The following is a 12666-nucleotide window of genomic DNA, read 5'->3' on the forward strand; positions in this document are numbered from 1 at the left end:
CCGCAGAGTCGGGCTTGGGCGGCGCGCCGAGCAATGCCAGGCGCAGCGGCAGGTCGGCCGGGTTGAGGTAGCCCGGAGCCAGCTTGAAATGAGGGTCCGTGATCTTGGTGGCCGCCTCTTCGGCCAGCACCAGCCCCGACCACAGCAGGCCAGTCAGGGACACGGTCAGCCCCAACTGCTTATGTCGTTGTTTCATCGCGTGTTCCCTTATTTGTTCTGTGGCGGATGGCAGCGGTGTGAGCGGTTAATCAAAACGAGTACAGCGCGTTCAGATAGGCCCCGGCGCCGACCTTTTCACCCGTGAGCGGGCTGTTGCGGGCATCGGAGACCAGTGCGTAGGTTTTGACCCCGCCTTCCAGTGCGATTTGTGGCTGCCATTGCCAGGTGAGGCCCAGCTTCAAAGTCACGTCACGCATCCCGCCGCCTGGGTGGTATTCCTCGAACTGGGTGCGGGCCGCTTGCTGAGCCGTGACGCCAAAGCGCGCCATCATGTCGTTCTCATTGCTCCAGGTGCCGTACAGCGTCGAGTCCAGGGTCAATGTCGACGACAGCGCGTAAGCCGTGGCAAAACCGGCTTCAAGGTAGGCGGTTTTGCCCAGGCGTTCGCCGCCGTAATTGCGGTTGTCGCTCGAGCGCAGGCCGCGCACAAACAGGCGACCGGCCGGCAGCGTCCAGTACGCCTCAGCCCCCACCAGCGCGGTGCTGTCCAGGTTGCCCATGCCCCGCAGATAGTCATCGCGGCCGTCCAGGGTGTGGATTCGTTCTTTGCGGCCCTGGTCATAACCGATCAGCAGCGCAAAGCCGAAAGGCGACAAGCCCGGCAAGTCCCAACGCAGGCCCTCCGGGAACGCCGCGCTGAACGTGCCCCACTCTTGGGTCGGCAACACGGCCTTCAATTTCAGCGACGGGAAGGCTGCGTAGTGCGAAGAACCTTCGTACAACGGGCCGACACCAAGGCCGCCACCCACCGTCACGGATGGCTCATTTGCGTTGTCTGCGTGTGCCGGCAGCGCCAACGCCAATGCGAGCGTCGCACCTGTCATGAGGGCCACGGGATGCTTTAGAAAGTTTGAACCGCCGATGGTTGTCATTGCTTGTTTCCTTGGTTGTAAAACCAAACGTGTGAGCGTGTGTGCCGGGTTAAAGAAGTCGGGTGGTATGGATTAGCGGGCGACAAGCTCTGGCTTGGGGAAGCTCCATTGGCCATTGAGTAGTTGTTCGCTCGGCTGATAAAGCCTGACCGTGTAGTTCCAGCCGGGCGTGGTAGGCAGGCAATTGGCGATCGTCGCGTTGCAACCGCCGAACTGAATGACAATCGAGCCATCCTCACTTTTCTTGGCGGTGAGGTTGTTCAACGAATAGGCGTCTTGGGGGTTCTTCTGGAAGTAACCGTCGGCGTTATAAACACTGACCGACCAAAAACCTTTGACCGGGACTTCGCCTACTTTCAGGCGGTAAACGGCGTGCCCATCGTTCTGCGGCATCACGCCGCCCAGGTAGATAGCGTCCTTGGCCGGGTTGCCGCCCCATCCCGTGGCAGTGCCGATCAAGTGATGGATCGGGTTGACCGCACCCTTGGGGCCAAAGGACTGGTTGTAGTCAGGGATCGTCGAGCCCAACACCTCCAACGCTGCACGCACTTTGGCCTGGCTGGCCGGGTCCCACTTAGGCACCACAAACTCACCAACCTTGGCCTGGCTGACTGTCATTGCGTCTTGCAGTGCATGGACCTTCTCGAGGTCTTTGCGATCTGCGGGATCGAAGAAGGTGCGCACCGCCACAAAGACATAGCGGGTGCCGACGGACTCTTTGGTCAATGTCTGGCGGCCGGCGCCGTAAGTGACGAGGGGCACGTAGTGATCTTCATTGATCACCGCCATCGACATGAAACGCCCATCGGCCTCAGGCAAGGTAATGGTGACGGGGCCTGCGTCGAGATCGAACACCGCTGACGAATAGAGCGTGTCCCGGTTCATTCGCACCACATTCTGGGCGTCGATGGGCACGGCTTCGCGGCTATGAACAAAGCGGCCCAAACTGCCCGTTGCCACCATCTTGCCCAAGTAAAGGTCGGACTCGGCACGGACAAAGTTATCCACACCCACCGGTATCGCCGCCTCTGGGGAGGATTGAGCGTTCGCACTTCCAACTACTGCCAGCGCCATGGCAAGGATGCAGATCGCATGTAAAGGGGGCATTTAAACCTCTGGGTTTATTGATTGGCGTTAGTTTTTTGACTGTATAAGAACGCCTTGGCGCAAACTTGCCATTTGGTGCCAAAAGCAATGTGAGCGCGCACGCGAAGGCCGCCCCGTAAAGGGGCCGCGCGCAGTGGAGAGGGGTTAGGCGGGGGGGATTAACGGTCTTGTTTCAAGAGGCTGCGATAGTGGGACGGCGGGCTACCCGTCCAGCGTTTGAAGGCGCGAGTAAAGTGCGCGGGGTCGCTGTAGCCGACCATGTAGGCAATTTCGGTGGCGCTGTATCTGGCGCTGGCAATCAACTGCATGGCTTCACTGCGACGTGTCTCGTCACGCAATGCATCGAAGTCGATACCGCAATGTTCCAGGCGCCGTTGGAGCGTACGGGCAGACAGCCCGATCTTTCGTGAAACAGTCACAAGTTTGGACAACTCCTGATCCGCGATCTGCTGCACGAGCGCGTCCGCGGCGTCGGAGGTCGACTTCAAGGCCAGGGTGGTTTTCCAGGCACTGTCCCGAACAGGCTGCAAAGGTGTTTCGAGCAAGTCACGATCAAACTCGATCATGTTGTGCTCAGCATTCATCACCAGATTCGGCCCCAGATACTCCTCAAGCGCCTCATCGCCGCGCTCTCGCGGGTTTTTCAGATGCACACGAATGGCGCCGGGCTCGCCGGACATCAGCGGGATCTTTCTCAGCAGCGCCAACGTGCCCAAAATCACCTGCTTGGGGTCGGCCCCGTGGTGCCCGTTAAAGTGATGAACCAGCTTCGTCATCCGGCCTTCGGTGATGATCTTCACGTCACTGCCTTGATGCAGCAAATCCGTGTGCACCGCCGCCAGTGCACACGCCTGAGCCAGATTGGTCGAGCCCAACACCCATTCGCCCCACACGCCGAGCGAACGCACCTCAATCAAATGCCCCACCGACGCCCCGGCAAACGGGTCCTGAGCAACTGCCGCCATCTCATTGGCAATATGAAAACACGCCGCCCGTGGAATCCACGCCTCAGGGTTCTGAAACACCTGCGGAGAAATCCCATAACGCCGAAAAAACTCCAGCGGCGACACCCCGCGCATCCCCAGATAAGGAGCAATTTGCCGAAGCGTACTGAGCTTTATCGAGGGCGCAGCATTCGTCATCGCGTTCATACCTGATCAAAAGGCAAAAAGTCGGCAGGGAGCAGCAGGAATAGGGTGTTTGCGCCTGTAGGCGCGGATGATGGCACAGTTAACACGATGTTTGTTTCAGGGACAAGGCGGTGGCGTTTAAGGTGTTTTCGGAGAAGTAAAAACTAAAGCACGGTTCGTCGGGTCGGTGGTTATAGTGTTGATTAGTTTGGCTCGGTGGGCGCAACCCTACATCCTTCGGAGTGCTGAAAGAATGTTATATCCAATCGCAATTAGCCCTGGTGATGAGCAGCATGCTTGGGGGGTAGAAGTGCCTGATATACCGGGCTGCTTCTCTGCGGGGGATGACCTCGATGATGCAATGGCCATGGTCCGAGAAGCCATCGAGGGGCATCTGGAGATTTTGGCCGAAGACAACGTCAAAATCCCTGTTGCCTCCAAAGTGAATGCACACGTAGCAAATCCTGAGTACCAAGGGTGCATCTGGGCAGTCGTCGAAATCGATATCACCAAGTATCTGGGAAAGGCAGAGAAACTGAACATAACCCTGCCTGGCTACTTGCTGAACCGTATTGACGAGTACGTAAAGCATCACCCGGAAGAAAAAAGCCGTTCTGGGTTTCTGGCATCAGCAGCTTTGAAGGTCTTGCAGGGAGCTTAGGCTGACAGGGAGTTACCTGTTTTCGTGCATCCTGTGCCGGGGTTTGAATGGATACCTGAGAAGAAATGGACCCGCCTGAATGGCGGTTTTTTTTTAGGGCCCGGATCCGTTGAGGGTGCAGTCCTATTTCGGCCTTGGTCAAATTGGCTCGGTTACAGGGCGTTTCAGGTGATTAAAAGAATGGGCGGCGTGGGTCATCGATACCGCCGCGGGCTGAAGGAGTAAAATTTATTTGAGTCAATAAAGCTGTAGGCAGATTCGCGCAGGAATGTAGGAAGCCTTAAGGTAGACTGCGATTTTTATGCGCTTGTGGAATCAGCATGACAACGGAATGGCGAGCATCTGCTTGGGGGCGGTTGCTGACAAAAACTGAGCCATGGCGTCTGCACGTCGAGGACGAGCGGCTTTTTTTGAGGGTTGGCGATCAGGCCGTCGAGGTTCACCCCGAGAATCTTCCTACTGTAGATATCAACCGTGGGGTGCTGTGGACGGACATCACGCTCCATGAAGGCCGCACATTCCGCGTGGATGGATTGCCTAACGCGAAGGAGCCTCAACTCCGTGAGCAAATAGGCCGGCTCCTCACATTGACTCGCCGGCAGCGCTTTCAAGCGTGCTACTCAGCTATTCGAACCTGGCTAAACACTGTCGCAGAGTCTGTGCAAACGGCCGATTCGAAATGCGTGTGGCTGACCCATGAGATGCAGCAAGCGCTGCTAGCCGCCAAACCGATTCTGAACCTTGACAACCACGCGTTAAACACGCTGTTCCAGACCCCAGAAATCCAGTCTTCCTTGCCAGAGGCAGACACGACCGTTGAGCGGAATCTACAGCGCTGGATGTGCGACTGGCCTAAGGCGTGGGCCCAGCGAAATGACGATCACATGCAGCGCGAGCTTGAAGCGTGCAAGGCGCTATTGGCAGCAGTGGAAAGCCAGCCGCTCACTGATGAACAATCACGTGCGGTGATCTGTTTCGATAACCGAGTGCAAGTCATTGCTTCTGCAGGTTCAGGAAAAACATCAACTATGGTGGCCAAGGCTGTTTATGCCCTGCACCGCAAATTGGTGGTTCCTAGCTCTATCGTGATGCTGGCATTCAACAAATCGGCCGCTGAAGAGCTTCAGGCGCGAGTCGCGCTGTCTCTAAAGCGTGTTGGTATCGAAGACATACAGATTGAGGCCAAAACTTTTCACTCCCTTGGCCTATCGATTATTGCCGAGGCAACCGGGCGCAAGCCGCATGTTCCTGACTGGGCGGTGGATAATGCCTTAGGTTTCCAGAAACTCATGACCATTGTCGATGACCTCAAGGATCAATCTGAAGCGTTCAGAATGGAGTGGGATCTGTTCCGACTGGTACTTGGGCGAGATATCCCGGCAGCCGGTGATGATCAATTGTTCGAGGCGTGGGATAAGGAAGGACAAGGTCGCCTTGTCTCGCTCAACGGTGACCATGTGGCGAGTCAGGAGGAGCGAGTCATCGCTAACTGGCTTTTCTACAACGGTGTCGAGTATCAATATGAACGTGCTTACGAGCATGACACTGCCACCGTCACGCACCGTCAATATTTTCCAGACTTCTTCTACCCTGAAATCAATCTCTACCACGAGCACTTCGCTCTAGATGCATCGGGTCAGGCACCTGAGCATTTCAAGGGCTACGTTGAAGGGGTCAAATGGAAGCGTGAGACCCATCAAAGAATGGCTACGGCGCTCATCGAGACGACCTCACATCAGTTGCACAGCGGTGAGATATTCAGGCACCTGTCCAATGAGCTGACGGCTCGAGGGCTGGTACTTGATCCCAATCCAGACCGCCCTATCCCTGCTAAGGGGATGGTGCCGATGGAGCATGCTGACCTTGTCAAACTGATCCGCATGTTCATCACTCATTTCAAGAGCAATAGCCTTACCGCCGATTCGCTTCATGAGCGGCTCGAAAAGCTGCCGACCGGTGTCTTCAGGTACAGATTCGAGGCGTTTCTAAAGTTGGCAACTACGGCACTTGATGGCTGGAACATGGCTCTGTCGTTGGAGAAAGGAATCGACTTTGAGGACATGATCAACATGGCTGCCGAGGTTTTAGAGCGAGGTCATCCTTCGCCCTACAGCCTGGTCATGGCGGACGAGTATCAGGACGCATCGAGAGCGCGTGCGCGTCTTTGCCGGGCGTTGGTGGCCGAACCCGGTCGACATTTTTTTGCCGTGGGGGACGACTGGCAGTCGATCAACCGCTTTGCCGGTGCAGACCTCTCGGTCATGACCGGCTTTCGAGAATGGTTTGGGCACGGCCAGGTCTATCGACTGGAAACAACATTCCGATGCCCACAAGCTATCTGTGATGTGTCGAGCCGGTTTGTCTCTAAAAATCCGTCCCAGCTACAGAAACGGGTGACCTCGGCAAGTTCTGCCCTGGATGTGCCGATTCAGGCGTTTCAAGTGCCAAACAGGAACGAAATCCAAGGGGCTATCGATCATTACCTAGCCGAATTACAGACTCGCTTGGCGCTAGGTTCGGTGCCTTTAGGAAAGAATGGCAAAGTAACGGTCTTCATCCTGGGTCGCTACAGGAACGACCGGCAATACATTCCAGAGAACTGGCAATACCACTTTGGCAACCTGATCGACGTGAGGTTCAAGACCATCCACACCTCGAAAGGTGATGAAGCAGACTATGTCGTCTTACCGGGCCTCGTGTACCGGGGCTTTCCTAGTCTCAAGAGCGATGACGCTTTGCTGGAGCTTGTCATGCCAGCGGGTGACACCTATCCATACAGCGAAGAGCGGCGATTATTTTACGTAGCGCTTACCCGTGCGCGTCGTTCAGTGGCGATGTTCACTGTCATGGGTAAAAACTCGCCGTTTCTCGATGAAATGGTGAAGGAAGGCGCTGTCAACGTGACGAATGTCCGGGGCGAGCCGATTCAGGAGGATCGTTGCCCGATCTGCAAAATTGGCGTCTTCGTCCTTCGCCAAGGGCCATACGGGGAATTTCGCTCATGTTCGAGTTTCCCCATGTGCAGTCACAAACCCAAACCCCCCAGAAAAAGTGCGAGCCAACGTGCAAGTTTTTCAGACCGTGGCCCTTGGTAATTCGCTGGCCTGATCAGTCCTTAAGCGCAAGCAGACCCTGTAGGAGCGAGCTTGCTCGCGATCTTTTGATCTTTTAAAAGATCGCGAGCAAGCTCGCTCCTACAAGATGAACGACCCCCAATTTCTGCACTTGCCGTTCCTCGATATGAACGCATCGATACTGACCTGCGTTGAAGAGGGCCGAGCAGGCGACGCTACGACCATGCTGGATGCCTACCTGGTGCAATCCGAGCGAACTGTCCTGGCCGCTTACGAGCGCAGCATGAAACGTTAGTCGCTTTGAGGTGGCGCTGGGGATCCGCATCGTAAGCGTCTGCCAAAGTCACCTTGCATGATCCCGGCAGATACCCACTGATGCGGCAGCAGTTGGTCAATCTCGCTCGCCCGCTGCGTCGGCAGTCGCGTCAGCACATCTTTGAGATAAGCATACGGATCATGCCCATTCATGCGACGTAGCCAGCGGAATCGGCTGCAATGGTCTCGCTTCGGGTTGCTCACAAATCACTACATACCCAGCCTAAAGAATGCACACACATACCCGAGGATTGTTTCGCGTCACGTTCCCGAGGCAGGAGTGGCCCACGGGGCCTGACTTATACCCCTGGTGAGTTGTCGTTCAGTTCACTGAATAGCGACTTTTTGAGCAATTCGCTAAATCGCGCAGCCGCAACGGGCAGCACGCGGCCTCGAAGCACGCCCAGTATCATCCTGCGCTGGTACCTTCTCAGTTCTGATACAGGGAGGGCGACAAGGTCGTCGTCTACAAGGCGTTCACCTCCCTCTTTCCTGACCTGGAAACAAATCCCCCCGGTACGCCTGACAAAGTCCGTTAGAACCTGAAAAGAATTCGACTCCATTTGTGGGTAAATGCGGGTGCCATTGCGTTTCAGGTATTCATCCAACAGACGTCTGCCACCCCAGGAGGTGTCGGCCAGCGCCAATGGATAGTCTGCTGTTGATGAAATCGAAATGGACTCAGCGCTCGCCAGGACGTGATCGCGTTTCACCAGCGCGTGGATGGAGTAGGGGGCCTGGGCAAGTTCATGAAAATCAGCATTCTGCGAGGGGTTGAAAGCCAATCCCAGATCGCAGTCATTCTCTACGACGGCATCGACCACTTTATCTGCGCCGGCGACCTTCACAGCAAAGCTGACCTTCGGATACTGGGTCTGGAACGTTGCAATCAGGTCAATCAAATGAACATCTGCAATCGCCGCCACTGCAGCGATTTTGATGTGACCGCGCTTGAGCCCTTCAAGCTCTCTAATGCTTGAATGAGCATCCTCTGCGTCGCACAAGGCTTTTTTGGCGTAGGCAAGGTAGGTCTCACCCGCAGCGCTTAAACGCACACCCCGTGCGTGGCGCTCGAACAGCGGGGCGCTCAACTCTTCTTCAAGATCGAGAATGTGCCGGTTTAATGCCGACGAAGTCAGGTGAAGAAAGTTGGCAGCTTCTCTGATGGAACGATGGTGAGCGACAGCGACAAAGTAGCTCAGGAGCTTTACGTGCTTCATGACGTGGGACCACCTGAATGCCTGAAACGCATGGCTGAGTCCTGCTGGATACAGGTAAAGACTCGCCGCTTGGGATACGGCTGCGAGCTCTGCGATGGTAGCAGTAAGCCACAGACGCGGCGAGCGTACTCGCATCGCACAGGGCTTCTGGCGTTCGCTGCCTTTGACCGGCAAATCGAGTGCTGCTTTTTTTAGCTCACAGCGAGAAAAAAACACCGCTTCCCGGCTCACTCCATCGATTCCTACACTTTGATCACTATCTGTTTGGGGTGCGATCAAATGCGTTGGAAAGCCAGAGTTCAAAGATTTGAAGCCCAGTCGCCGAGCGATTTGTCCGCTGTCGACCAGGCCGCAGCCATGGGCCTGCTGGATGCCAAGCGGGTCATTGGGGTGTTGGGTAAAACCGAAGGGAATGGCTGCGTCAATGACTTCACGCGTGGCTACGCGACCGAGTCGGTTATCCAGTGCCTTGAGCGTCATGGGGCTGCGCACGATGCCCCGGCTGAGGAACGGGCGGTGGTGGTCATGTCGGGTGGCACCGAGGGTTGCCTTTCTCCCCATTGGATCGTCTTTGAAAAACTCCCGGATGACGCGCCTGAGCAGACAGAACCTCGGTTGGCCATGGCCCAAGCCGTCACCCGGGCTCTGATGCCAGAAGAAATCGGTACTTCAGTGCAAATTCAACTGGTGGCGGATGCCGTCAGGGCCGCCATGGAAATGGCGAGCATCGAGAGTGCCGATGACGTGCATTACGTGCAGGTCAAATGCCCGCTGCTGACCCGCCAGCGCATCGCCGAAGCAAACGCCAGAGGCGCCAGCACCTCGACCACCGATACCTACAAGTCGATGTCCTATTCTCGCGCCGCATCAGCGCTGGGGGTTGGTGTCGCCCTTGATGAACTGGACGGCAAAACACCGGGCGAGCTTGGCCCGGGCATCTGCCAGGACTTCGATCTGTATTCCAGCCGCGCCAGCACTTCGGCTGGGGTGGAGCTCATGCACCATGAAATTCTGGTGTTAGGTAACTCCAGGGCGTGGGGCGGTGATCTGGTCATCGGACACCGCGTCATGAAGGACGCGATTGATCTGGATGCGGTGCAAGGGGTCCTTGGCGACCTTGGCTTCGAGTCAAGCAAGCAACTCTCAGCGCATGACCGTGACCGCTTGATTGCGATGCTGGCCAAGGCCGAGCCGTCTCAGACCGGCACCATCAGAGGGGCTCGACACACCATGCTGGATGACAGTGATATCCCGGCGACCCGCCATGCCAGAGCGCTGGTGGGTGGCGTTCTGGCTGCCATGGTGGGTGACACCCGGCTCTTCGTTTCGGGTGGCGCCGAGCACCAGGGGCCGGATGGTGGTGGCCCGGTGGCGGCGATCGCGCGCCTCAAACGCCCATGACGGTCAGCTAAAACGCTTACTGCGGGCTCTTGCACCTGCCCTGAGCCAGAGAATGTGCTGAGGGCACTCCAGAAAACAAGCCGGACACCATCATGACTCTGAACCGTTCGAACCCTGATTCAACCGGCGCCGCCGTTGAGTGGCTGTACCGCCTGAGCCAGCAGCCACACGACAAAATCACCGGCCCCCTGAGCGGCCTTACCTTTGCGGTTAAAGACAACATTGATGTTGCAGGCGTACCCACCACCGCAGGGTGCCCGGCGTTTGCTTATATGGCCGATACCCATGCCGGTGTGGTCGAGCGAATTCTCGGCGCCGGTGCATCACTGGAAGGCAAAACCAATCTGGATCAGTTCGCGTGCGGCCTCAATGGCACCCGCTCCCCATACGGCGCTGTTCCCAATGCCATCAACCCAGACATGATTTGTGGGGGATCGAGTGCAGGGTCGGCGTATGTGGTGGCAACCGGGCAAGTCGATTTTGCTCTGGGCACAGACACCGCCGGCTCTGGCCGAGTGCCCGCAGGGTTGAACAACATCGTGGGGTTGAAGCCTTCAAAGGGGCTTCTCAGCAATCGGGGGGTGGTACCTGCTGCCCGCAGCGCGGATTGCGTATCGATCTTCGCCCGTACGGTATCGACGGCTGTTCAGGTCCTGTTAGTGGCCGCGGGTCATGATCCGCTCGACCCCTATTCAAAAGACCTTCACTTGAACACCGAACCCTTTGGCAACCGCTTTGTCTTTGGCGTGCCTGATGAGCTTGAATTCTTTGGTGACACCCTTAGCGAGGAGGCTTTCAAGCAAAGTATTGATCAGCTTGAAGCGTTGGGCGGTAAAAAACGGATCATCAGTTATGCACCGCTTAAACAAGCTGCCGCTTTGCTTTACGAAAGTGCACTTGTGGCTGAGCGATATGAGGCCATTCGAGACTTTTTCGACACCACATCGCACGCGGTGATCGAACCCGTTCGAAGCATCATTGCTCAAGGCAAGCAATACAGCGCCGCGGATTTGCTCGAAGCACAAACCGAGCTGCGACGCCTGGGCCAGATAGCGGCCGTGATGTGGCGTGACATCGATGTATTGCTGGTGCCTACGGCCCCCACGAGCTACACCCTGCGCGAGATGCAAGACAATCCGGTAGTCCTCAATCGAAACCTGGGCACCTACACCAACTTCGTGAATTTGCTGGACTACGCGGCCATCTCAGTGCCCAGTAGTTTTCGTTCTGATGGTCAGCCTTTTGGTGTCACGTTCATCGCGCCAAGCGGTAGCGACCTGCAATTGGCTGAACTGGCGCAGTGTTTTCACCATGCGACCGGCTTGACTCAAGGTGCCACCAGGCAGCCTCTTCCTGCGCTGGATCGCATTCTGAAATCGTCAGCCCAGTCGTCGGTGCTGGTCGCGGTGGTGGGCGCGCACCTCAGTGGTATGCCGCTCAATTACCAGCTTACAGAACGCAATGCGACGCTCGTGTCCACCACCCGCACAGCCGCCGATTACCAGCTCTACGCGCTTGCCAATACCTCGCCTCGCAAGCCTGGAATGATCCGGGTGGCCCCCGGGAAGGGCAGCTCTATCGAAGTAGAAGTGTGGCAGATGCCCATTTCGGACTATGGATCGTTTGTTGCGATGATTCCTGGCCCCTTAGGGATAGGGACGATCACGCTCGAGGATGGCAGGTCGGTGCAGGGGTTTGTGTGTGAGCCATTCGCGCTGGAGGGGGCGCTGGACATCAGCTCATACGGCGGCTGGCGCCCTTATGTGTCGTCGGGTGCGGGAGGTGGCGAATGAGCCCTGAAAAAAACTACGTCACGGCCATGTCCGTCCTGTTGGACCTCAACCTCAGCGAGGAGCAGCTTGAGCGCGTGGCCGAGCACTTTGCCAGGACGAAGCAGTTGGCCGGGTTGTTGGGCGCTGTGCCCATGACCCCATGGGATGAACCTGCCGAACTCTACCAGCCTTGCCCCTTTCCATCTGAGGCCAATCCGTCATGACTGTCACCGCCATGAACATCCGTGACGCCATCGTAAAAGGCGAGTTGAGTGCCTTGGAAGTGGTGCAAGACAAACTGGATCATATCCAGAGCACAAACGCGTCGTTCAATGCGTTCACTGAGGTCACGCGAGACCGGGCTTTGGCTGAGGCCAAGAGCATTGACGCGCTGCGTAAAGCCGGGGAGCCATTGCCGCCCCTGGCTGGCGTGCCTTATGCGGTAAAAAATCTGTTCGATATAGAAGGCGTGGTCACGCTCGCAGGCTCCAAAATCAATCGTGACAATGCCCCGGCAGCCGCTGATGCGTTTCTTGTAGAGCGCATGAAAGCTGCTGGCGGCGTCCTGTTGGGGGCCCTCAACATGGACGAGTACGCCTACGGGTTTACCACTGAAAACTCGCACTACGGGCCTGCACGCAACCCCCACGACACCGCGCGCTCGGCGGGCGGCTCATCAGGGGGGAGCGGCGCCGCTGTGGCTGCGGACCAGGTACCGGTTGCATTGGGCTCAGATACCAACGGGTCGATTCGGGTGCCGTCATCCCTGTGCGGGGTGTGGGGGCTCAAGCCAACCTTTGGACGGCTCTCTCGCAGAGGCTCTTATCAAACATAAAATAACCCATTGTTTTTATTCAAAAAAACTACCCAACTTTTTCCAGCCTCCATCCCAGCT

At 56.9% G+C, this 12666-nt stretch carries 10 protein-coding genes and 3 pseudogenes; 7 read left to right on the forward strand and 6 right to left on the reverse strand.

Annotated elements, in window-relative coordinates; all coding sequences use genetic code 11:
• From GHO25_RS24105 to GHO25_RS24120, 4 genes and pseudogenes are all read right to left on the reverse strand, one after another.
• Positions 1 to 196 (reverse strand): annotated as a pseudogene (locus GHO25_RS24105) (acid phosphatase); the annotation flags it as partial.
• A gap of 52 nt (positions 197 to 248) precedes the next feature.
• Positions 249 to 1091 (reverse strand): MipA/OmpV family protein, encoded by an 843-nt coding sequence (locus tag GHO25_RS24110; protein WP_048366846.1) that lies wholly within the window; start codon positions 1089 to 1091, stop codon positions 249 to 251.
• A gap of 72 nt (positions 1092 to 1163) precedes the next feature.
• Positions 1164 to 2198 carry a DUF1254 domain-containing protein gene (locus GHO25_RS24115; RefSeq protein WP_153392919.1) on the reverse strand — a complete coding sequence of 345 codons (1035 nt, stop codon included), beginning with the start codon at positions 2196 to 2198 and terminating at the stop codon, positions 1164 to 1166.
• Between the two features lie 158 nt (positions 2199 to 2356).
• A complete protein-coding gene (locus GHO25_RS24120) occupies positions 2357 to 3340 on the reverse strand; it encodes an AraC family transcriptional regulator (protein WP_048366844.1) in 984 nt (327 codons plus the stop codon).
• A gap of 241 nt (positions 3341 to 3581) precedes the next feature.
• Here GHO25_RS24120 and GHO25_RS24125 point away from each other — a divergent pair, with 241 nt between their 5' ends.
• The 3 genes and pseudogenes from GHO25_RS24125 to GHO25_RS24135 form a co-directional block, all read left to right on the forward strand.
• Complete coding sequence (locus GHO25_RS24125) at positions 3582 to 3989, forward strand: type II toxin-antitoxin system HicB family antitoxin (RefSeq protein ID WP_153392922.1); 408 nt, start codon at positions 3582 to 3584, stop codon at positions 3987 to 3989.
• Positions 3990 to 4309: 320 nt separating this feature from the next.
• On the forward strand, positions 4310 to 7084 hold the full coding sequence (locus tag GHO25_RS24130) for a UvrD-helicase domain-containing protein (protein ID WP_153392925.1): 2775 nt from the start codon (positions 4310 to 4312) through the stop codon (positions 7082 to 7084).
• 106 nt (positions 7085 to 7190) lie between these two features.
• Positions 7191 to 7358: pseudogene (locus tag GHO25_RS24135) on the forward strand (GntR family transcriptional regulator); the annotation flags it as partial.
• On the opposite strand, the pseudogene GHO25_RS26660 reads toward GHO25_RS24135, so the two are convergent.
• Positions 7355 to 7534: pseudogene (locus tag GHO25_RS26660) on the reverse strand (transposase domain-containing protein); the annotation flags it as partial. The pseudogenes GHO25_RS24135 and GHO25_RS26660 overlap by 4 nt on opposite strands.
• Before the next feature lie 143 nt (positions 7535 to 7677).
• Positions 7678 to 8829: a LysR family transcriptional regulator gene (locus GHO25_RS24145; RefSeq protein WP_153325990.1), complete on the reverse strand. Its 1152-nt coding sequence runs from the start codon at positions 8827 to 8829 to the stop codon at positions 7678 to 7680.
• A 48-nt stretch (positions 8830 to 8877) separates the two neighbouring features.
• Here GHO25_RS24145 and GHO25_RS24150 point away from each other — a divergent pair, with 48 nt between their 5' ends.
• The 4 genes from GHO25_RS24150 to GHO25_RS24165 all read left to right on the forward strand — a co-directional run bounded on the left by GHO25_RS24150 (position 8878) and on the right by GHO25_RS24165 (position 12606).
• Positions 8878 to 9999 carry a ring-opening amidohydrolase gene (locus tag GHO25_RS24150; RefSeq protein ID WP_153392931.1) on the forward strand — a complete coding sequence of 374 codons (1122 nt, stop codon included), beginning with the start codon at positions 8878 to 8880 and terminating at the stop codon, positions 9997 to 9999.
• Positions 10000 to 10091: 92 nt separating this feature from the next.
• Complete coding sequence (gene atzF / locus GHO25_RS24155; protein WP_153392934.1) at positions 10092 to 11792, forward strand: allophanate hydrolase; 1701 nt, start codon at positions 10092 to 10094, stop codon at positions 11790 to 11792.
• Positions 11789 to 11995: a DUF4089 domain-containing protein gene (locus GHO25_RS24160; RefSeq protein ID WP_023102368.1), complete on the forward strand. Its 207-nt coding sequence runs from the start codon at positions 11789 to 11791 to the stop codon at positions 11993 to 11995. Before atzF ends, GHO25_RS24160 begins: the two co-directional genes overlap by 4 nt.
• Entirely contained in the window at positions 11992 to 12606 is a 615-nt protein-coding gene (locus tag GHO25_RS24165; RefSeq protein ID WP_153392937.1) for an amidase family protein, read from the forward strand. The genes GHO25_RS24160 and GHO25_RS24165 overlap by 4 nt, the downstream gene beginning before the upstream one ends.
• The last annotated feature ends 60 nt before the right edge of the window (positions 12607 to 12666 follow it).

This window comes from Pseudomonas sp. FSL R10-1350 (assembly GCF_009600525.1).
Lineage (GTDB): Bacteria > Pseudomonadota > Gammaproteobacteria > Pseudomonadales > Pseudomonadaceae > Aquipseudomonas > Aquipseudomonas helleri.